The sequence below is a fragment of the Dyella sp. genome (genome assembly GCF_036384435.1).
GTDB lineage: Bacteria > Pseudomonadota > Gammaproteobacteria > Xanthomonadales > Rhodanobacteraceae > GSA-30.
This window is the reverse complement of sequence record NZ_DASVMI010000197.1, coordinates 28550-49884: the sequence shown is the minus strand read 5'-3', so window position 1 is coordinate 49884 and position 21335 is coordinate 28550. Positions and strand designations below refer to the sequence as shown.

Below are 21335 nucleotides of genomic sequence, written 5' to 3'. Positions count from 1 at the left end.
CGCGACCCCACTGGGCGGAACATGCCCCCCCCACTGGCAGCACATCCCTACGAAGGCCGGGAGTCCTAGAGTCCGCCGCATGAATCTGTTCGCACCCTTCATCCGGCGCCCGGTTGGCACATCCCTGCTTGCTCTGGGACTACTGCTGGCCGGGACGTGGGCGTACCTGCTGCTCGGGGTTGCCGCGCTGCCCTCGCTGGAATTCCCTGGCATGGCGGTCTATGCCGAGGTGCCGGGCGCGAATGCGCAAACCATGGCCGCCACGGTGGCTGCGCCGCTGGAACGCCACCTGGGGCGTATCGCTGGCCTGAAGGAGATGCATTCGGAGAGCAATGACGGCTCCACGTCCATCCGGCTGATCTTCAATTACGGTCGGAGCACCGATCGTCTTGCGCGCGATGTCCAGGCGGCCATCAATGCCGCGCAGCCGGATCTGCCGCCGAGCCTGACGATCCCGCCGCGCTATTTCAAATTCGATACCGCCAATATTCCGGTGTTGCTGTTGTCGCTGACCTCGCACAGCATGCCGCCGGACCGGCTCTACGACCTGACCGACACCCTGATCACCCCGGCGATCGCGCAGATTCCCGGGGTCGCCCAGGTACGCGTGCTCGGTGGCCGCCCCAAGGCCGTGCGCGTGGAGTTGAATAACAACGCACTGGCGGCGATGAGCCTGACCTCGCTGGACGTACGCAATGCGCTGACCGCCGCCAACGTCACTTCGCCGCAAGGCACGCTGACCGATGGCCATACCCAACTGACCCTGCAGGCCAACGATGCCATGCAGGACCCGAAGGACTTCGCCGATATCCTGATCGCCACCCGCAACGGCCGCCCGGTACGCCTGTCCGACGTGGCCAAGGTCACCAGCGGGCAGCAGGACGAATACCAGGCCGCGTGGTTCAACGGCCAGCGCTCGGTGAGCGTGCGCATCACCAAGCGCCCGGAAGCCAATGCGGTAGCCACGGCTGACGCCATTCGCGCGAAGTTGCCGCAGTTTCGCGCGTGGTTGCCAGCCGATCTCACCATCACGCCGATTTTCGACCTGACCCAGACCACCAAGTCCGCTCTGCACGAAGTGCAGACCGCGCTGCTGATCTCGGTGGTCATGGTGGCGCTGGTGATGTTCGTGTTCCTGCGACGCTGGCGCCCCACGTTGATTGCCATGATCAGCGTACCGCTCTCACTGGCCGGCGCATTCACCGTCATGTGGGTCCTGGGCTATACGCTCAATACCTTGTCGTTGATAGCGCTGGTGCTGTGCATCGGCTTCGTGGTCGACGATGCCATCGTGGTGATCGAGAACATCGTGCGCCACCTTGAACAGGGCAAAGCGCCGCTGGCCGCAGCGCTCCATGGCGTGGGCGAGATCGGCTTCACGGTGGTATCCATCACGTTGTCACTGATCGCGATCTTCGCGCCGTTGCTGTTCGGCAACAACGAATTCACCCAGTTGATGCGCGAGTTCTCGGTCACGCTCACGTCCGCCGTGGTGATTTCGGCCGTGGTGTCGCTGACACTGACGCCGGCGCTGTGCGGCAAGCTGCTCAAGGCCGAGGCGACGGATCGTCCCCAGGGCCGTTGGGAGGCCGCTTTGGAGCGTTTCGACCGCGGTACGCACGACGTCTACGCCCGCGCGCTGGACTGGGCCATGCGCCATCGTCGGCTGATGCGCTGGCAGCCATTGATCTTGTTGGTACTGACCGGGGCGATGGCGTTCGGTATCGTCAAGCTGTACGGCTTCAACTTCATGCCGGAAGAAGATATCGGCATGATCCAGGGCGACGTTCGCGCCGACGCGAATATTTCCCCGACCCGCATGGCCGAGCGTGCCCGGCGCGCGGCGGCGATCATGCAGGCCGACCCGGCAGTCCAGGATGTCACGACATTCCTGGGCAGCGACAATGCCGGCGGCGCCGTGGGAAACATGGCCACCATGTTCATCGACCTCAAGCCGCGCGGCAGCGGCCCCGGCCAGCGGCGCGAATCGATCAAGGAGGTCATGGCGCGCCTGTCGCGCCAGTACGACGCGCTACCGGAGCTGCGCGTCTCGATGAATTCCATCGGATTCTTCAATGGCGGTGGCGACAGCAGTCGTGGCAGCCAGAGCTTCCAGCTCATCAGCAGCAACAATGCCGATTTGCAGCCCTGGGCGCTGAAAGTCGCCGCGAAGCTGCGCAAGCTGCCCGATTTCCGTGATGTCAGCACCGATTACGACAGCATCGACAAGCAGCAGATGATCAAGGTCGACCGCGAGGCTGCCGGACGCCTGCAACTGGGCATGGGCATGGTCGATTCGGCGCTGTACAACGCCTTTGGCCAGAATCAGGTCTCGATCATCTACTCGAACATCAACCAGTACTGGGTCGTGCTGACCTCCGCCTCGGAGCGCTCGCTCGATCCGGCCACCTTGCTCAACACCTATGTGCGCAACGCCGCCGGGACGATGATTCCGCTATCGGCGGTCGCGCATGTCCAGTCCAACGTCACGCCGTCGTTCGTTATTCATACCAACCAGCTCGAAGCCGCCCAGGTCTACTACAACACCGCACCCGGCTTGGCGCAGGACCAGGCGATGCGCATGATCGAACAGGTGGTCGCCGATGCGCGACTGCCCGCCGGCATCCAGATCGGCTATACCGGCGACAGCCAGCGCTTGCAAGAGACGCAGTCCAATGCGCAGGTACTGCTGATCGGCTCGATCCTGGCGATGTATATCGTGCTGGGTATCCTCTATGAAAGCCTAGGCCATCCGCTGACCATCCTGTCGACCCTGCCTGCCGCTGGCATGGGGGCGTTCCTGGCGATGCTGCTGACCGGCACACCGCTGTCGCTGATGGCCATCATCGCGTTGCTGATGCTGATCGGCGTGGTGAAGAAAAACGCCATTCTGATGGTGGATTTTGCCTTGGTGGCACAACGCGAGCGCGGCCTGCCCGCTCCCGAGGCCATCCGCGAAGCCGCGCTGGTGCGTTTTCGCCCGATCACCATGACCACCCTGGTCGCCATGGGCGCCGCCCTGCCCCTGGCCATCGGCTTTGGCGTGGGATCGGAAATGCGTCAGCCGCTGGGCATCGCCATCGTCGGCGGCCTGCTGGTCTCGCAACTGCTGACCCTGCTCAGCACCCCGGCCATCTATCTTTGGAACCACGACCGCAGGCAACGCAAGGCCGCGCGCCGCGAACGCAAGCGGCTACGGCGACTTGCCGCTTATTCGTAGGGGGTGGCAGAGCGTTTTGAGAGTCCGCGCGAACACAAAAGCCCCGGTCTGCGGCTGAGGAGAGACCTGGAGAAACCGCTTGTCCAGTCGTTCTGGCATAAGCCCGAGGCCTGAATGGCTTGGCCTAGACGAGGCCAAAGGCGCTAGATTCCTGCCTGCGCCGGAACGACCACGTCGATAAGAGGCTTTTCGAAATTCTGAAGTCGATCTGTCAGCGCAAGCTCAAGAACGACAGCCTGATTGACACGACAGGCACACATAATCTGACCCCCTGCCTTTCGGCACGGCCGGACTTAAGGCACATTTCCCTGCTTGTCGGGGAACCGATCATCGACTTTGTCGCTCCAAGCGTGCGGCGCCATGGCGCCCACGTACGCAAAAGTGCTGGAACGCGCTTTGTCTACACCTGTGGGGATGCACTTGAATATTTTCGCTCCATTGATTCGCCGACCGGTTGGCACATCGCTGCTGGCGATCGGTCTGGTCCTCGCTGGTATCTGGGCATACAGGCTGCTCGGCGTAGCCGCGCTACCCACGCTGGAATTTCCCGGCGTGTATGTGGCTGCGCAAATGCCCGGTGCGAGCGCCCAGACCATGGCCACCACGGTTCTGGCGCCTCTGGAGCGGCATATCGGCCGCATCCCCGGTATCGAGGACATGTACGGCAACGCCAGCGAAGGCTCGGCGTCGGTGCAGGTGCGTTTCAGCCTGGGGCGCAGTGCCGACAAGGCCGCCCGCGACGTCCAGGCGGCCATCAACGCCGCCGCGGCTGACCTTCCCTCGGGCATGCCCAGCCCGCCACAGTATTTCAAGTTCGATACCTCGCAGATCCCGGTGTTGCTGGTCGCACTACGCTCGAAGTCGCTACCGACGGACAAACTCTTCGACCTCACCGATACGCTACTCAAGCCGGCTGTTGCCCAGATCGACGGCGTGGCGCAGGTGCAGGTCTTCGGTAGCACCGCGCACGCGGTCCGCGTGGCACTGAATGTCGATGCGCTGGCCAACAAGGGTCTGACGGCCAATGACGTTGCCAACGCATTGACTGCCGCCAACGTGATTTCTCCCCAGGGCACACTGACCGATGGCCACACCCAGGTCACCCTGAGCGCCAATGACGCATTGCACACGCCCGAAGACTTCGCCGGACTGATCGTCTCGACCAAGAATGGCATTCCGGTCAGGCTGTCGGATGTGGCCACGGTGACCAGCGGCCAGCAGGATATCTACCAGGCCGCCTGGTTCAACGATGGCCGCACGGTGGCCATGCAAATCAGCAAACGCCCGGAAGCCAATGCCGTCGCGACGGTGGAAGAGATTCGCCGTCGCCTGCCTGAGCTACGCCAGTGGTTGCCCGCGGATGTCGAAATTACGCCGATCTTCGACCTGACCCAGACCACTCGCTCGGCACTCAACGAGGTGCAGACCGCATTGCTGATCTCCATCGCGATGGTCGCGCTGGTGATGTTCGTGTTCCTGCGCCAGTTGCGCCCCACGCTCATCGCGATGGTCAGCGTGCCGTTGTCCCTGGCTGGAGCCTTCGCGGTCATGTGGACGCTTGGGTACAGCCTCAACACCTTGTCTCTTGTCGCACTGGTGCTGTGCATCGGCTTCGTGGTCGACGACGCCATCGTGGTGATCGAGAACATCGTACGGCACATGGAACAAGGCCAGCCACCTATCGTCGCCTCCATCACGGGAGTGCGCGAAATCGGCTTCACGGTCATCTCCATCACGCTTTCGCTCATCGCCGTATTCGCACCGATGCTTTTCGGCAACAACATGCTGGTGATGCTGTTGCGCGAATTCTCGGTGACTCTGACGGCAGCCGTGGTGATCTCGGCGTTGGTCTCGCTGACCCTGACGCCTGCATTCTGCGGGTATTTCCTCAAGCTGGAGCACGATCGCAAGCCTCCCGGGCGTTTCGAGCGCGCCTTGGAGCGCTTTGATCGCGGCCTGCAACGCCGCTACGAACGCGCACTGGACTGGGCGATGCGGCATCGACGCCTGATGCGCTGGCAGCCGCTGTTGTTGCTGATCATGACCGTGGTGCTGGCCCTCGCAGTGGTCAAGACCGCTGGCGGCACATTCATGCCCGAGGAAGATATCGGCATGCTGCAAGCCGATATACGTGCCGACACCAATATATCCCCGGCCTTGATGTCGCAGCGCGCGCAGGCAGCCGCCGAGATCATGCGCAAGGACCCCGCCGTACTCGACGTTCTCACCGTGCTGGGCAGTAATGGCGGCGGCAACGCGGTCGGCAATGCCGGTACCATGTTCGTCGACCTCAAGCCACGCGGTGACGGCCCCAACGATCGGCATGAAACCTCCCGGCAGGTCATTGAGCGCCTTTCCAAGCAATACGACCAGTTGCCCAACGTTCGCGTATCGATGGACCTGGTGCAGTTCCTTGGCGGCGGCGGCAGCGGTGACAAGGGCGGCTCGTACGAATTCCAGCTGATCAGCACCAACGGCGACGACCTGCAACCATGGACACTGAAGATGGTTCGCTATATGCGAACGATCAAGGATATGCGCGACATCTCCAGCAACTTCGACCAGGTCGGCAAGCAGCAGATGATCAAGGTCGATCGTGACGTGGCCGGCCAGTTGCAGGTCGGCATGGGCAACGTCGATTCGGCACTCTACGATTCCTTCGGCCAGCGTCAGGTGTCGATCATCTACTCGGACATCAACCAGTATTGGGTGGTGCTCACTTCATCGAAGGCCGATTCGCTCAGCCCGGAAACGCTGCTCAACCTGCGCGTGCGCAACAGCGCCGGCAAGATGATTCCATTCTCGGCGTTCGCGCATATCGACCCGGACATGAGTCCGACGGGTATCCGCCATCACAACCAGTTGGAAGCCTCCACGATCACCTACAACCTCGTTGAAGGCGTTTCGCAGGATCGCGGTATCGCCCTGGTCAACCAGGCTGCGCTCGCTGTGGGCCTGCCGGTGGGCGTCAAGGTGGAGTTCACCGGGCAGAACCAGCGCCTGCAAGAGGCGCAGAACAGCGGTTGGATTCTTCTCGGGGCGGCGATTCTTGCGATGTACATCGTACTTGGCATTCTTTATGAGAGCCTTGGCCATCCGCTTACCATTCTGTCCACGCTGCCCGCCGCCGGCGCCGGTGCATTTCTGGCCATGTTCGTCACACACACGCAGGTGTCGGTGATGGCCATCATCGCCATCCTGATGCTGATCGGCATCGTCAAGAAAAACGCCATCTTGATGGTGGATTTTGCCCTGGTGGCGCAACGCGAACGCGGCCTGCCCGCACCCGAGGCTATCCGCGAAGCCGCCCTGGTGCGCTTTCGCCCGATCACCATGACCACCCTGGTCGCCATGGGCGCCGCCCTGCCCCTGGCCATCGGTTTTGGCGTGGGATCGGAAATGCGTCAGCCGCTGGGCATCGCCATCGTCGGCGGCCTGCTGGTCTCGCAACTGCTGACCCTGCTCAGCACCCCGGCCATCTATCTGTGGAACCACGACCGCAAGCAACGTAAACAGGCACGACGTGAACGGCGTGCCATCAAGCGGGCGCTCAAGCTGGCAGCGCAAGACGCACGCTAGCGCGTGCGTTCTCCGCAAGCCTTACATTATTCAATTTAGTATCTACAACCATGCTTTATGGGAACAACACTTTAGGATTTCGCTGATAGTCTTTCTCAGCGCTCGCCTCAACACTGTCGTCTCTTTCCCACGGACTGGAGATTCAGATGAGGGCTCTAAAGCGCGCACATCTTGCTTTCATGGTCGCAGGCTACCTGTCGACTGGAACGGCTTTTTCCTACACAGCAGACCACATATCCGTGGTTGCACTAAAGGACCTTCCCACGCATGTAACCAGGCAAGATAGTCGACCTGCCGTCAGGACCACCTTCGACGCCATCGTTCGCCCCGTCACGGCTGCCCAAGGATTGGAACAGGACGTAGCATGGGTTCCCGCTCGACTGCTGGGCCACCGAACGCGCGGCGACGAGGTTCGCGCCCTGTTGTCCAACGGCGTTCCCGTGCTCATTACCCGGGAGCCCGGCGAAGACTCTTCCAACGCGTTGGAGGCACTTTTTGGCGTCTCGATGGATGCAGATGCCGCCATCTACTATCGCGATCATGATGGAACGCTGCGAATTCTCGCTGCCGAACCGTTGCACTACGACGCCAGCGATGGCACGCGATTGACGCATCTTACGCAGGCGCTAGCCAAATCGATGCCGGCGCCACCGAGCCGCAGCGCCCTGCCCACTTTAAACTCGATCCCCATCGAGGTTCCACATCTCGCCTTCGCAGCCACCGAACTATATCCCGATGGAGGTGCCATCACCATTTCCGGCACTGCGACACGTAGTTCCAGCCTGAGCTCGGATGCAAAGGTGATTACCATGAAAACGCGATTTATCGCACCAGCACAACACTACAGCTTCACCGGCGGAGGTTTCCCACAGCTGGTCATTCCCTCCAATTATCGGCTATCTCAGACTATCCAGGCGTTCACAACGACACCCCTGCTGCTTGACCGCTTTCCCTACGCCGACAGCAGAACCGATGTCACGCTCAGCGAACAAAGAACCACCTCTACAAGCTATGGCTTCAGTATTTCGCCCGAACTGGAGAATGGGTTGCAATCCAACGTCAGGGCCACATCGGCGAAATTACCTTTTGGATTCGAGTTTGGAAAATACTTCGATGAGAGCACATCCGTCTCCATCACGCTGAAGGACTATCAGTTAAATACTTCCGCCAGAGACAACGGGCAGATGCAATATCTTTACTGGGATGTCGCCCTGGCCCCCTTCATTCTGAACACGAGGGGTTACTTCGGAGGGCCGTTCAATACGTCGCCCAGCCGGGTCACTCCCATGATGAAAGGCCTGGATTCGGAGGTTTTCTCGACATGGATTCTTCCTGGCAGTTTTGAAGACTCCATTCGACTCACCTCGATCTATGAAATTGATTACCACCGTTTCGCTGAGCCACGAACGCCAACCCACGTCGGAAAGGAGCGCCCGAATATTGCTACCGCTGTATCCATCAAGGGCAAATCGCCTTTCCTGTCGCGCGAAGTTACTGCTCTGATCCGCTCGACCTCGAACAACGGCTGCCTTACGGCGAGTTCGGATTCCGATATCATTAGTCTTCAACCATGCGACACCGCGCTGGACAATTACGCGCAGCAGTGGAATCTGGACTCAGAGCAACGCTATCGAAACCGCATGGATGGTCGATGCATGGCTGTCAGCGACGGTGATCATGTCAAGCTCACGCCCTGCACATTGGATCTCAACCAACGTTTTCGCTGGGTAGCCGAGCGCATTCACAGCTTGCGTGATGGCGACAACCAGAGCCTGCGCCTTTACAGCCACGGGCAGGATATTCACTTCGAAGCCACTGCTGCAAATACACTTCCTCCCAACCCCTTCCATGAATTGATGTCGCCGTGGTCGTCCTATCCCAACGCCCCCCGATCCAGCGACATCGTCCCCGATCCGTTGCCTCGTCTTCCCAGGGCCGTTCCTGAAGAGTGGGTTACGCAATACGGGGCCGTACCTGCCAATGAACGCTGGGATGTCGTCGTGCTACGACAAGGCATGTAAGGGAATCAAGCGCTGACGTGATGCTTGGACCATCGCAGTCCATAGGCAAGGTGCTGGTAACCCGCTTGCTTGCCGGATCTGTCAGAACCTGGGCATCTGGGCTACAAACAAGGCGACCTTTCCGCGCTGTTCAAGCTGCACATCATTGAAATGTGTGTGCAGCGCTTCGTGCAGTGCATCAAGGGTATCCAGGCGATTTCCGAAAATGCCTTTCCTGTTGTAGATGTCCATTAACTTGCGGCCGAATCGATTGTGTTCGGCCGCATCGCCCAGGATGGTGGCTCCATAGAGTTTGCCACCCTGGGCCAGCTTAGGCTTGAGATTCTCAAATACGCGCACCTTTTCCTTCATGCTGCCCGGCAGGCAATGCAGCAAATAGAACAGTGCAATGGAATCGTAATGGCGATCCGGCAGCGACATGGCAGGCTCGAATACATCCTGCATCAATATCGTGGTGTCTTGGCGGCTGAGGCGCGCGGCGGCGGCGCTCAGGGTATGTGCATTGAGATCGACCAGAGTGATATGACTGTCGGCGGCCAAGTCAGCGTGAGCCGGGTAGTAGCCCGTGCCGACGCCCACGTCCATGTGACTTTTGCCGAGGTGTTGCCGATAGAACGGGAGCAGTGTATCTGCCGTCGAACACTGCCAAGCATAACGATTGGATAGGCCTAGCACCCATGCATCGTAAAGCTTCAACACAAGCGGAGAGTAGATAGCGGCGCCAGCCTCTGTCTCACGACGAAAGCGAGATGACATCTTGTACTGTACAGTCTTGGTTTCTAGAACGGGCGGTAGCATAGCATTGCCGATATTCCAGTACGCTGCGCAAGCTCGACGGAACATATGCTTGCGCTAATTTTTCTGCTCGCTCCTGTGTCAGTTTTGTCAGTCCGCTTGCGTCGGCTGAGTCCGCACAGCTTGCAGTGCGTCCGGCCTGGACGGCTCTACCAGCATATGCGCATGTTTCCAACCACCCCAGCGGTAGTAGGCCATGGCCATCAGCATCGAAAGCAATGATCCCAGTGGAAAACTCCACCAGATCGCATCGGCGCCCAGGTGCGGCATCATCGATAACGCGAAGGGTGGGCGTACCAACCACATGGTGATGAAAAGAATGATCAGCGGCGCCTTGACCGCCCCGGTGGAACGCACGACACCAAACAATACGAAAGTGACGCCGAAGAACATGAACGACCACACGGCAATCATGTTCACATGCTGAGCTATAGCCAGGCCGGCACTGTCGCCAGGCAAGAACAGGTTGAGGGCAGGCGCATTGAACACATAGATAACGCCGATCAGCGCACCGCTCATTAGAAAGTTGTAGCCCACGCCAATGGCAGCGATACGTCCGACGCGATCCCACAAGCGCGCTCCGACGTTCTGCGCTGCCATCGACGATACCGCCGCGCCGATCGCCATCGCGGGCATCTGCACGTAGTTCCACAACTGGGTGGCCGCTCCATAGGCAGCCGTGGTCTGCGAGCCAAAACCATTGACCAAACGCATCATCAGGATCGCGGACGTGGAGATGACGATCATCTGCAGGCCCATTGGCAAGCCCTTGAAGATCAAGGAACGCAGGATCGTTCCGTCCGGTCGCAACAGGCCCAGCTCCGTGCGGCCGATGCAAAGGAAATGTTTACGCACATAAAGCGTAGCCAGCAGCGCGGCGAGAGCGACGGTCTGGGCGATCAACGTCGCGGTAGCTGAACCGGCAATGCCCATCCGCGGAAACGGTCCCCAGCCGAAGATGAGGATGGGGTTGAGCGCAACGTCAAGCAATACCGACAATCCCATGAACAAGAACGGTGTGCGCGAGTCACCTGCGCCACGCAGTGTCATCATCAGAAAGTTGTAGCAGTACATCGAGGGCAGCGCGAGGAAGATGACGCGCAGATAGGGCACGGCATAACGCAGCGCGTCGACTGGTGTCCCCATGGCGCGCAGCAACAACGGTGTCAGTGCGTAACTGACGACAGCCATGGCCACTGACGCGGCCAGAAAGAATGTGGCACTCGTGCCCACCACACGCTTGGCCTCAGTCACATGGCGCGCGCCCATGGCTTGGCCGATCAGGATGGTGCAAGCCATGCTCACACCGAATACCGCACTGAGCAACAAGAACAGGATCAGTGTGGCGTTGGCCGTAGCGGTAAGCGCCGATTCGCCCAGGTAATGCCCGATCCACATCGCGTTGACCGACGCATTGAGCGACTGCAACACGGTGCTGCCAAGAATGGGCAAGGCAAACAGCAGAAGCGTCCGGGCGATCGGTCCCTCGGTCAGCAACGGCCGGCGGGCGGGAGAGGGCGACATGTCAGAGTCCCGTGCAATGGGTGCGGTTGGAATTCCCGGGAGCAGACCTCAGCCCCGGTGAGGTATTGCGAATGACCAGGCCGTGCCCGCCAGCGTTGAAGCAGTCGGCGATATAACGCGGTTCAAGCCTTCTTTGGCGAGCTGCCTTGCAGTCCTTCGAGGTCAAGCTGCTCATCCCAGGCCGCCGCCGCCAGCTTGCGCAAATGGTCGCGCACATCGGCAGGCCATGCTGCAACACACGCTTCAAAGGTGTCCCGGTCGCGACGCCAGAAAGCACGAGAGGCCTCTTCATACCGGGGAAAGTCGCCACCCATGACCGTCATGAAGCGATCGGCGGCTTCCGCAGCCTGACGTGCCCGCTCGCGCGGCCCGCCATGGCGAATGGCATCTTCCACGAGTCGTCGCAGCACAGCCGATGCGCCACCGGGCTGCGCGCCCAACCACTGCCAATGGCGAGGGAGCAGGGTGACTTCGCGTGCCGTGACGCCCAGGCGCGGACGGCCCGGGCCGCGCTGGAGTTCCGGTGTGCCATCCAGCCGCTGTAGCACGTCCTGCAGGCTGCCTCGGAAATCCACCTCCACCTGGCGCGACGTCGCGTCGTCGAAAACGAGGACATCGGCCCCAGGCGTATCGTCCATGGCTTGGCGTACCGCGCGTGCCACCTCGACGAGATCACCCGATGCGATCAGACGATGTCCAAGGAATGCTGTACAAGTTCTGCCGTCCATCGGTGAGCCGGGCGTTAGGGAGGCGATGCGCATATTACCCGGATAATTTATCGGGTCAAGCCTGCGATCAGGCCTGCATCCGACCTACAACGGGTCCTTGAAATCCACGCTGAAAGCTTCACTTAACGTCCACCCGCTTTAATAAACTATTAAGTTCAAAAAGCAACTCAGCGAAAAGGTTCCCTCACCATGCTTTCCTCGACTTTCGCCCGTCGTGCCCTGGCGCTTGCCCTGCTCGGCCTGGCCTCCGTTCCCGCCGCTGCCGCGCGCCTGGAAATTCAGGGAGGCCGTAGTTACATGGACAGTTACGGCACCAATGTCGGCTTCCTCGAATTGACCGCCGGCGAACGCCAGCTGGGCCATAGCAACTTCACCTGGTCCGCCGACTTCTCGCTCGGCTATATCAATGGCCGCGACATTGCCCGTTACCGCAATACTCATTATGGCACCACCGATGACGTGAAGCTTTTCGCCGGTGGCGTACGCTTTCAGTACGGTGACGATGAAGACTGGTACCACGGTTTCTTCTGGTCGCCGCAAGTGGCTGTACTCAGTGGCAAGACGATTGCCCTCAGCAGTTCGGGCGAGTTCGTTAACACCATCGGCTACCAGTTCCAGCATTGGAGCCTGCAAGTGCGCCACATCTCCAACGCAGGCATCCATGACCCCAATCGCGGCGAGACCATGGCACTTGTGGGCATCGGCTTCAATCTCTGAATGAAGACGATGTTTCCGGCATGACAAAGAACGGCCCCTTTCGGGGCCGTTTTCCTGGGCGGTCAGATGGAAGTCTCCGCCTTCTTGATATCTGACATCCCGCCTGTCATTGACCCGCTCGATATAAAAGAGAACGAAGACGCCCTGTATCTCGCTTTCGTGTCCTGGAAGCACTCGTGACCCGGATGACAGCCTTATATGCATAGTGCTAGTCGCCCAAAGGACAACTGGCTACACGACATGGTATCGGCCCCCTATCAGAAATGACTCCCACTTGCATGACACTGCACTGGTGTAAGTAGACGCCATAAACAAGCAGTCATGACCAAGACAAAGGGTGCATCCCGCGGGTCTGCGCCCTCCCCTCAGCAAGCCGCTATCGCCGAGCCCGCCATTGCCAAGGCCGATGCGCTGCGCCTAGCACGCGCCTTACGCGGCAAGCTCGACGAACTACCCTGCAACGCCATGGGCATGTCGTTCCATCCGGCAACGTTGGCTCGAATGAACCCGCGCGCACCCTATACACCAGGCGAACTGCGAGCCTTCTACAAATATTTTAGCGCCGTGGAACGGGCCAGCAGCCCACTGAACCATCCTGCCAGCCGGCCCCGGCAATACATCCATGAAAGCTGTCGCATGTTGAAATGGCACTTCCGCGCCTGCGTCAGCGATGCCATCAGAGGCTCAATGCAGCGCAAGTGGCTTTCAGCCAATCAAGGGCCTGAAGGCGTCAGCGACAGTCGATTCGCTCATCAGCGCATGGCTACGCCGGCTTCCCGCCGCGTCACAAGCGACGACCCCGGCTCCCACCGAGGGCTGCCTGCGCGACAGACGGAACACCCTGTCAGTTTCATCACGGTACGGCCCGCTGTGCACCAGCTGCTCGCTCCGAAGCACATGCAGCGCATGAACAAGGTCGCTGCCCACCATGCACGTGACGTCCATAGAGCACAGATTTCGGCACCGTACTTGAATGACCGGTTGCGCCAGTTGGGTCTCGCTCCCATCCACTATCAATTCGCAAACTGGATTCGGATTGGGCCCTCTGACATCCATGAGGAATGGTTTGCAACCGTGCGCCTGCCTGCCCAGGTGGGTTTTCCAGATATAGCCGGACTAGGCTTCTCGCTGATGTCCATACGCAGGCTAGGTTGCGCCTTGCAAGAGCTCGACCTCCTGGCCTTGCACGAAACTCACCCTTCACTTGTCCGGGCGGCTCTGGCCGACACAGCGTCGCCCTATCGAAGTGCTGGAGGGCTCAGGCGTGCCATGCTCGAACATGTCGACCGATGCAGCATGGAGGAAACCCGAGCTGTCCTGCTGCGCAAGGCGCCACATCGAGAAGCCCTGCACCGGCGTACCTGCTCGCTACTTGAAAACTACGTGCAATTGCTTTCCGCCGGACGCCTGAGCACGAGCCAAGCCCAAGATATACGCAAGGTCATTGATGAAAACGAAGCCATTCTTCGACCTAATGCCCACCGAAAAGTCCTCCAGGCTTCGTTATGCCAAACCTCGACAAGCTTCAGCGTGCAGGCTTTGCCAGTTCCACCGGGGGGCAATGCGTACTTCGAACTGATTCGCGTCAGCGAACATCCGGTCGAGTACCTGCGCGGCAGCTTTCTGACCATAGAACTGGATGGCCTGCTTAATACGCGTGAAGGGTTCGACCAGATTGCCCGGGCGGTCTCGGAGAAGACCTCATCGCAATTCGCCCAGACGGTGAGCGATATACTGGCAGATGCTGCCCGGCATGGAAGCAACTCCAGATTCACCACGGCACTGGGCATCACACAGCGCCTGCGCTACAAGTTCAAGGACGGTCGACCTTATTTATTGAAGAGTGATGTACTCAAATCGATCGCCAACAGGCCAGATTTCGCGAAAACAGACTTGGTACATGAATCTGTGGATACAGCTGCCCGTGGAGCGCAGCTTGTATGCGAGGTCCTGGGTGCTGACAGCCTGGACTACATCTTGTCGACATCCCATGCGGATCCAAGGGCCGCGCCAACCCATGCATGGTGGAATGTCCTCGCCGAAAGCAAACGCGAGAATGCCGATAGAATCATGCGGGCTGTAGCCCATCCCAGGCCTGGCAGCAACATGAACAAGGAAGTTCGTCATATCGAATATGTCGCGCCGGAAACTGTTGCTCATCGTCGCGCTCTACAACGGGCGATGAGAGCATCCGACATGCCAACGGCGGAGCTGGCTTTCAAAGGTTTTCTTGGTGCATATATTTTGCACTGCGCCCAGCAGGAATTCCGGTTCTGGTCGATCCGGCCACCTTCGCACACGCAACCAGCCGCCCGACACCTGGTGAATGAAGTGAACGAAGACCATGGTCAACCATGCGCATACCCCTGATGCCGGCTGAATGGACCATGGCCTGAATCGCGCCCAGCCCATCAACAGCGAGGGCACTCCGGCATTCAGGTGGAAGATCACATCCTGCGTACACAAAAAACGGCACCCGATCGGTTGCCGTTACCAAGGTCTGCACGCTGGCCATGAAGCGTGCTGCTCATACAGACAATATCAGTGCCCGCCCGCGCCCGCACCGGCCTTGGCCGAGAATGGCGGACGTGCCATCCAGACCACCAGCACCAGCGAGAAGAAGATCCAACCGAGCATGTGGAACACCTCGTTGAACGAGATCTGATAACCCTGTTGAGTAATCATCTGGTCGATCACCGCCATCGTATGCTGGCTGTCGCCCATCTGCGCCACGGCCGCCTGGGTGTTCTGGTCGTATGGCGTGATGTGCTCGGTCAATTGCGAGTGATGCACGATAGCGCGGCGGTCCCAGATAAACGTGGTCAGCGATGCCGAGAAGCTGGCGCCCACCGTACGCAGGAAGGTCGCCAGGCCGCCGCCCGCGGCGATTTCATGGGGCTGCAAGTCCGACAGCAGGATCGTGGTCACCGGCATGAAGAACAGCGCCACGCCCAGGCCTTGCAGCAGTTGCACCAGCGCGACGTGGGCGAAGTCGATATCCAGGTAGAACTGCGAACGCAGGAAACAGGTCGAGCCCATCACCAGGAACGCGCACGACGCTAGCAGGCGCAAGTCAAAACGCGTGGCGTACTTGCCGACCACGAAGGTCAGTGCCACCGGAATAATACCCAGCGGCGCTGTCGCAAAGCCGGCCCAGGTTGCGGTGTAGCCAAGATTGCGCTGCAACCACTGCGGCACCAGCAGGCCGATGGCGAAGAACGAGGCATACGCCAGCACCAACGCGATCGTGCCCGTGCGGAAGTTATGGTGACGCAACAACTTCAGGTCGACGATCGGTTCCTTGTCGGTCAGTTCCCAGATCAGGAACACCGCCAGTGAGACGGCCGAGACGATACTGGTCGCCACGATGAAAGACGAGTTGAACCAATCTTCATCGTTGCCCTTGTCAAGCACGATCTGCAAGGCGCCCACGCCAATGATCAGGGTGATCAAGCCGACGTAATCCATCTTCGGGCGCGAGGTGGTTTCCGGACGACCCTTCATCTGGTTGGCCACGACGAAGCTGGCAAAGATGCCGATAGGCACGTTGATGAAGAAAATCCACGGCCAGGAGTAGTCGTCGGTGATCCAGCCACCGAGGATCGGGCCGGCGATCGGCGCGACCACCGTCACCATCGCCAGCAGCGCCAGCGCCATGCTGCGCTTGGCCGGTGGATAGATGGAAATCATCAGGCTTTGCGTGACCGGATACATCGGACCGGCCACTGCGCCCTGAATGGCACGGAACAGGATAAGCATCTCCATGCTCTGCGAGATGCCGCAGAGAAAGGATGCTAGCGAGAACAGCAGCGTGGACCAGATGAACAGCTTCACTTCACCGAATCGGCGCGTGAGGAAGCCGGTCAACGGCAACGAGATCGCCATGCTGACCGCGAACGAGGTGATCACCCAGGTGCTCTGGTTGACGCTCACGCCGAGGTTGCCGGCGATCGTCGGCAGCGACACGTTCGCGATCGTCGTGTCGAGCACCTGCATGAAGGTCGCCAGCGACAGGCCGATCGTGGAGATCGCCAGGCTCGGCGGGCGGAATTGACTGTTCATGGCTGTCTTTGAAGGCTTGGGAGTAGCCCTCCGCCGTGCGGCGGAGGGCGAGGGGCTTACTTCTTCGACGACTGCGCCGGAGCCGGGGCGTTATCGCTGCCGCCAGCCATGTTCTCGTGGATGATCTGCTCGATCACGGTGTTGGCCTGCGCCATTTGCTTGGCATAGACGTCGGTGTTGAACACCGGCGCGGTCTGCGGCTTCTGGGCCAGCATCGGGCCGGTCTGATCGTGCAGGCCCACTTCCACGTCCGTAGACAGACCGATGCGCAGCGGATGCTCATCGAGCTGCTTGGCGTCGGTGAAGAAGATACGCACCGGCACGCGCTGGACGATCTTGATCCAGTTGCCGGTGGCATTCTGTGCCGGCAACAGCGAGAACGCGCTGCCGGTACCCACACCCAGGCTTTGGACCGTGCCCTTGTACTTCACGCTGCCACCGTAGACGTCGGCGGTGATATCCACCGGCTGACCGATACGCATGTGCGTCAACTGGGTTTCCTTGAAGTTGGCGTCGATCCACACCTGGTGCAGCGGCACCACGGCCATCAATGGCGCACCCACGGCGATACGCTGGCCCAGTTGCACCGAACGCTTGGCAACATAACCATCGACCGGCGCAATGATCGTGGTGCGCAGGTTGTCCAGGTAGGCCTGGCGCAGGCGGGCGGCTGCGGCCATCACATCCGGATGCGAGGCGACCACAGTGTCGTCGACCAGCACCTTGTTGGTCTGCAACTGCTGCTGGGCCGTGGTCAGCGCGCTCTGTGCCGAGTTGAGCTCATCCAGCGCGTGCGATAGTTCTTCGCTGGAAATGGCACCGGACTTGGCCAGGTCGCGACGACGGTTGTAGTCGGCACGGGCTTTGTCCACCGCGACCTTGCGAACGGCCACATCGGCCTGGGCACCGGACACGTTGCTGTAGAGGCCGCGCACCTTGCGAACGGTGCTGGCGAGGTTGGCCCTGGCTTCGGCCAGCGCGACTTCGGTATTGGCCTGGTCGAGCTTGACCAGCACATCGCCGGCATGCACCAGGTCGCCGTCATCGGCGCCGATCGTCACCACCGTGCCCGGCACCTGCGGAGTGACCTGCACGATATTGCCGTTGACGTAGGCATCGTCGGTCGCTTCATACCAGCGGCCATCGAAGTAATACCAAAGGCCACAGGCGATGGCGACGAGCACCAGTACGATGACCAGCAGACGCATGAGGAAACCGCGCCGGCTTTTCTGGGGAGCGGCCGGTTCGGCCGCGACGGGATTCTGGCTAGACATGACCATCAGCCTCAGGAACGAGAAGGATTGGAAGAAGAAACAACGGAGGCTTCGTCGGCTTGCGGACGGAAGCCGCCGCCGAGCGCCTGGATCAACTGGACCGACAAGTCGACCTGTTGCGCACGCAATGCCGCCATGCGCTGATCGGCGACCAGCAGCTCCTGGCGCACACTCAGCGCCTCAAGGAAGCTGCCCACACCGGCCTTGTAGCGCTGGTCAGCCAGCTTCCATGCATCGTTGGCGGCATCGAGCGCGTGCTGCTGCGCGGCGATCTGGTCCTGCAGCGACTTCAGGCCCGACAGATCGTCGGCCACTTCGTTGACCGCGCCCACCAGCGTCTTGTTGTACTGCGCGACGGCTTCGTCGTACTGCGCGTCCTTGCCGGCCAAGTTATTGCGCAGGCGACCGCCATCGAAGATCGGCAGGCTCACCGCCGGACCGCCTTCATAAAAGCGTGCCGGCAGCTGGAAGATGTTGCCGCCACCGAAACCGATGACGCCACCCAATGCGCTGATGTTCAGGTCCGGCAGAAACCGGGTCTTGGCTTCCTTGATGCCCTGGTTGGCCGCTTCCACGCGCCAGCGCGCGGCGACCAGGTCGGCGCGATGACCGATCAGGTCGATCGACAGGTTGTCCGGCACCGCCAGGGCGGCCGGTTGCAGCGACTGCGGACGGGCGATGTCCAGGCCACGATCCGGGCCCTTGCCCAGCAGCACCGATAGCGCCGAGCGTGCTGAATCGATCGCGCGATTGGCCACGGCACTCTGTTGCTGCGCGCTGGCCACTTCCGATTCGATCTGCTTGAGCTGCATCTGGTTGTCGATGCCGGCCGTCACGCGCTGCTGCGTCAGCTGGTAAGCGTGGTTGGCGCGCTCCAGCTCGGCCTTCGCCACATCCTGCTGGGCATACGCATAACCAAGCTGCACATAGGCGCGTGCGACATTGGTGGACAGCTCGATGCGCACGGCGCGTGTCTCGATATCCGCCGCGCGGGCGCTACCGACGGCAGCCTGCCAGGCCGCCTTCTTGCCGCCCCACAGGTCGATGTCCCACTTGAAGCTGCCGTAGGCGTACTTGGCATTGGCGTAGTGGCCGTTGCCGAACGGTGCGATCGTGGTCGGCAGGCGCGCACCGGCGACCGCGGCGCCAGCATTGACCGTCGGGCCACGTGCCGCGTCGGCGATGCCAACCTCCGCCTGGGCCTCGCGCAGGCGCGCATCGGCCACGGTCAGGTCGGGGTTGTCCTTGAGCGCTTCCTCGATCAGCGCACTGAGCTGGGCATCGCCCAGGCCCGTCCACCAATCCTGTTGCGGCCACTGCGCCGCCGACAACTTCAACTGCGCAAGGCTGGCATCCGCCTTGAGCGTGGCCGGATCAGTCAGATGGCCGTCTGGATGCAGGCCGCCGCTGCTCGCACAGCCGGCCAGGGCAAAAGTGAGCGCGGTTGCCGCCGCAAGTAAGTGCAGACGCATGGGAGTATCCCGGTTCGGTTCTAAATTCAGGTCTTGTCGCGCAATGCACCAAGCACGCGCGCCAGGTAATCGTGAAGCTGGCTTTTCTCGACGTCGTTCAACGACCGTTGCGCTGCTGCCAGCACACGGTCGTTGCAGTCGTCCAGTTGATTCCACACGGCCGTCCCGGCCTCGGTCAGTTCGATCCGCAGGGCGCGGCGGTCCTGTTCATGCGGACAACGCCGCAGGAAGCCCTTCTTTTCGAGCTGGTCCAGTTGGCGGGTCATCGCACCGCCATCCAGTTCCACCGATCGCGCCAGTTCGGTAGCCGACATCGGCCCCAACCGGGCGAGACGCTTGATGATGAGGAACTGCGTGAATCGCAGATCCAATCCCAAGCCGGCCATCTCGGTCTCGATGTCGTGGACGATCTCGCCACGCACCAGCCCGATCAGCACACCGAGGTTTTCGTTGACGGCCGCGGCCTGGGACGGTTCTTTTTTCATGAGAGGCATAATATTGCCGAAAAGATATTTGTCAAGGCAAATATATTTTAGGCGACTTTTGCCTCAGGGATAGTTCACGCGTCAGCAAACTCCTTCGCCAGCCGCAAACCCCGCCGCTGCGCCATTTCGTCCTGGATCAGCGCCCGCATGGCAGGATCGCGGATCTCGACCAGATCAAACAGACCCAGGGCCTTGATCGTAGGCAGCAGGGCCAATAGTTGCGGCTCTATGTTGCGGCGCAGCGGTTCGGGCGTGGCCGGATCGAGCATCAGTTGGGCATGGGCCACGAAGCGGATCAGTGCTTCGGCGGCGTCCGTGGGTACGTACGGCGAGACGGAAATCAGCATGCCGATCTCTCCTGTTCTTCTTGGGTAATGAGGCGTCCGATGAGCGGCTCGATGAAAGACGTCCGGGGAGGCTTTGCCGTGACGACGGCTGGCGGGACGGGGCGGCTCCGGGGCGGACGCCGGGGCAGTGTGGAAAGCATAGGCCTAAACCTAGTTGGCCTGTTATCGTTATGTGGACAGTTTTTATCGAGAATTCGCCATGGGCACTACCCACGACCACGCTGAAGTCTTTCAGCGCATCGAAAGCGTCGACGGCCCGGAATTGATCGCTTTCGTCGTCGATCGCAAGGACCCCAAGACCACCCATGAATATGACTGGCACCGCCATCTGCGCGGACAGCTTTTCTACGTGGAATCGGGCCTTCTCACCTTGCAGACGCGTAGCGGCGCCTGGACGTTGCCACCACGCCGGGTCAGCTGGATGCCCCCGGGCGAGTTGCACACGGTGCGCATCAACGGCCCGATCCGCGGCTGGGGCGTGTACGTGGCTCCGCAGGCCGCCGAAGGCATGCCGACCGGCGTGTGCATCCTGGGCAGCAACGACCTGCTGCGCGCATTGGTCTATCGCGCCAGTACCTGGGCCTTCGAGGATGCCTTGCGCCCCGAGCAGGAGCGCGTGCTGGCGGTGCTGATGGATGAAATGCGCCGCGCCCCGGTCGAGCCGCTGCACCTGCGCATGCCGATCGACCGCCGCCTGCGTCGCATCGCCCATGCTGTCCTGGAGCAGCCGCAGGATGCGCGCAGCCTGGAAGATTGGGCCGGCTGGGCCGGCGTCTCGCCCCGCACCGTCACCCGCCTGTTTCGCAGCCAAACAGGCAGCAGCTTCGCGCAATGGCGCCAGCAGGCACGGTTATCGCACGCCATGCAACGCCTGGCCGAGGGCGACGCGGTCGCCAACATCGCCGACGCGCTCGGCTACGCCAGTGTCAGTGCGTTCGTGGCGATGTTTCGCCGCAGCTACGGACAACCCCCAGCTCGTTATTTTGCGTCACTGCCAGGACAGTGAAGTTGGCCAATGGGCCACTGGCAATGTGGCCCAGCTTGCAGCCAAAAATTAAGACCAGCAAGACGTCAGCCAGGGCAAGTCGATGCCATCGACGCATCTGCCGCG

The 21335-nt window shown here is 60.9% G+C and carries 14 protein-coding genes; 6 read left to right on the top strand and 8 right to left on the bottom strand.

Features of this window, described 5'->3' with window-relative positions; all coding sequences use genetic code 11:
* Positions 1-79 precede the first annotated feature (79 nt).
* From VF436_RS21230 to VF436_RS21220, 3 genes are all read left to right on the top strand, one after another.
* Complete coding sequence (locus tag VF436_RS21230; RefSeq protein WP_330906053.1) at positions 80-3220, top strand: efflux RND transporter permease subunit; 3141 nt, start codon at positions 80-82, stop codon at positions 3218-3220.
* A 420-nt stretch (positions 3221-3640) separates the two neighbouring features.
* The gene (locus VF436_RS21225; protein ID WP_330906052.1) at positions 3641-6799 is read left to right on the top strand and encodes an efflux RND transporter permease subunit; all 3159 of its coding nucleotides are present in this window, start codon (positions 3641-3643) and stop codon (positions 6797-6799) included.
* Positions 6800-6945: 146 nt separating this feature from the next.
* Positions 6946-8820 (top strand): RICIN domain-containing protein, encoded by a 1875-nt coding sequence (locus VF436_RS21220; RefSeq protein ID WP_330906051.1) that lies wholly within the window; start codon positions 6946-6948, stop codon positions 8818-8820.
* Between the two features lie 81 nt (positions 8821-8901).
* Here the strand turns inward: VF436_RS21220 and VF436_RS21215 are convergent, their stop codons facing one another.
* The 3 genes from VF436_RS21215 to VF436_RS21205 all read right to left on the bottom strand — a co-directional run bounded on the left by VF436_RS21215 (position 8902) and on the right by VF436_RS21205 (position 11867).
* Positions 8902-9405 carry a class I SAM-dependent methyltransferase gene (locus tag VF436_RS21215; protein ID WP_330906050.1) on the bottom strand — a complete coding sequence of 168 codons (504 nt, stop codon included), beginning with the start codon at positions 9403-9405 and terminating at the stop codon, positions 8902-8904.
* Between the two features lie 300 nt (positions 9406-9705).
* Positions 9706-11139 (bottom strand): MATE family efflux transporter, encoded by a 1434-nt coding sequence (locus VF436_RS21210; protein ID WP_330906049.1) that lies wholly within the window; start codon positions 11137-11139, stop codon positions 9706-9708.
* A 122-nt stretch (positions 11140-11261) separates the two neighbouring features.
* Entirely contained in the window at positions 11262-11867 is a 606-nt protein-coding gene (locus tag VF436_RS21205; RefSeq protein ID WP_330906048.1) for a DUF2239 family protein, read from the bottom strand.
* A 189-nt stretch (positions 11868-12056) separates the two neighbouring features.
* Here VF436_RS21205 and VF436_RS21200 point away from each other — a divergent pair, with 189 nt between their 5' ends.
* Both VF436_RS21200 and VF436_RS21195 read left to right on the top strand, forming a co-directional pair.
* Positions 12057-12584, top strand: a complete 528-nt coding sequence (locus VF436_RS21200) for an acyloxyacyl hydrolase (protein WP_330906047.1) — start codon at positions 12057-12059, stop codon at positions 12582-12584.
* Between the two features lie 321 nt (positions 12585-12905).
* Positions 12906-14954 carry a hypothetical protein gene (locus VF436_RS21195; RefSeq protein ID WP_330906046.1) on the top strand — a complete coding sequence of 683 codons (2049 nt, stop codon included), beginning with the start codon at positions 12906-12908 and terminating at the stop codon, positions 14952-14954.
* Positions 14955-15125: 171 nt separating this feature from the next.
* Here the strand turns inward: VF436_RS21195 and VF436_RS21190 are convergent, their stop codons facing one another.
* The 5 genes from VF436_RS21190 to VF436_RS21170 all read right to left on the bottom strand — a co-directional run bounded on the left by VF436_RS21190 (position 15126) and on the right by VF436_RS21170 (position 20224).
* Positions 15126-16646 (bottom strand): DHA2 family efflux MFS transporter permease subunit, encoded by a 1521-nt coding sequence (locus VF436_RS21190; protein WP_330906045.1) that lies wholly within the window; start codon positions 16644-16646, stop codon positions 15126-15128.
* A gap of 56 nt (positions 16647-16702) precedes the next feature.
* Positions 16703-17920, bottom strand: coding sequence for an efflux RND transporter periplasmic adaptor subunit (locus VF436_RS21185; RefSeq protein ID WP_330906044.1), 1218 nt, complete (start codon positions 17918-17920; stop codon positions 16703-16705).
* A gap of 11 nt (positions 17921-17931) precedes the next feature.
* Positions 17932-19392 carry an efflux transporter outer membrane subunit gene (locus VF436_RS21180; RefSeq protein WP_330906043.1) on the bottom strand — a complete coding sequence of 487 codons (1461 nt, stop codon included), beginning with the start codon at positions 19390-19392 and terminating at the stop codon, positions 17932-17934.
* A 26-nt stretch (positions 19393-19418) separates the two neighbouring features.
* Complete coding sequence (locus tag VF436_RS21175; RefSeq protein WP_330906042.1) at positions 19419-19877, bottom strand: MarR family transcriptional regulator; 459 nt, start codon at positions 19875-19877, stop codon at positions 19419-19421.
* 74 nt (positions 19878-19951) lie between these two features.
* Positions 19952-20224, bottom strand: coding sequence for a hypothetical protein (locus VF436_RS21170; protein ID WP_330906041.1), 273 nt, complete (start codon positions 20222-20224; stop codon positions 19952-19954).
* A 199-nt stretch (positions 20225-20423) separates the two neighbouring features.
* Here VF436_RS21170 and VF436_RS21165 point away from each other — a divergent pair, with 199 nt between their 5' ends.
* Positions 20424-21230 carry a helix-turn-helix transcriptional regulator gene (locus VF436_RS21165; RefSeq protein WP_330906040.1) on the top strand — a complete coding sequence of 269 codons (807 nt, stop codon included), beginning with the start codon at positions 20424-20426 and terminating at the stop codon, positions 21228-21230.
* The last annotated feature ends 105 nt before the right edge of the window (positions 21231-21335 follow it).

What these genes read in the sequence shown, in the direction of transcription:
- VF436_RS21230 (WP_330906053.1), top strand. Translation starts at nt 80, where the DNA reads ATGAATCTGTTCGCACCCTTCATCCGGCGCCCGGTTGGCACATCCCTG.
- VF436_RS21220 (WP_330906051.1), top strand. Translation starts at nt 6,946, where the DNA reads ATGAGGGCTCTAAAGCGCGCACATCTTGCTTTCATGGTCGCAGGCTAC.
- VF436_RS21215 (WP_330906050.1), bottom strand. Translation starts at nt 9,405, where the DNA reads ATGGACGTGGGCGTCGGCACGGGCTACTACCCGGCTCACGCTGACTTG.
- VF436_RS21210 (WP_330906049.1), bottom strand. Translation starts at nt 11,139, where the DNA reads ATGTCGCCCTCTCCCGCCCGCCGGCCGTTGCTGACCGAGGGACCGATC.
- VF436_RS21205 (WP_330906048.1), bottom strand. Translation starts at nt 11,867, where the DNA reads ATGGACGGCAGAACTTGTACAGCATTCCTTGGACATCGTCTGATCGCA.
- VF436_RS21200 (WP_330906047.1), top strand. Translation starts at nt 12,057, where the DNA reads ATGCTTTCCTCGACTTTCGCCCGTCGTGCCCTGGCGCTTGCCCTGCTC.
- VF436_RS21195 (WP_330906046.1), top strand. Translation starts at nt 12,906, where the DNA reads ATGACCAAGACAAAGGGTGCATCCCGCGGGTCTGCGCCCTCCCCTCAG.
- VF436_RS21190 (WP_330906045.1), bottom strand. Translation starts at nt 16,646, where the DNA reads ATGAACAGTCAATTCCGCCCGCCGAGCCTGGCGATCTCCACGATCGGC.
- VF436_RS21185 (WP_330906044.1), bottom strand. Translation starts at nt 17,920, where the DNA reads ATGTCTAGCCAGAATCCCGTCGCGGCCGAACCGGCCGCTCCCCAGAAA.
- VF436_RS21180 (WP_330906043.1), bottom strand. Translation starts at nt 19,392, where the DNA reads ATGCGTCTGCACTTACTTGCGGCGGCAACCGCGCTCACTTTTGCCCTG.
- VF436_RS21175 (WP_330906042.1), bottom strand. Translation starts at nt 19,877, where the DNA reads ATGAAAAAAGAACCGTCCCAGGCCGCGGCCGTCAACGAAAACCTCGGT.
- VF436_RS21170 (WP_330906041.1), bottom strand. Translation starts at nt 20,224, where the DNA reads ATGCTGATTTCCGTCTCGCCGTACGTACCCACGGACGCCGCCGAAGCA.
- VF436_RS21165 (WP_330906040.1), top strand. Translation starts at nt 20,424, where the DNA reads ATGGGCACTACCCACGACCACGCTGAAGTCTTTCAGCGCATCGAAAGC.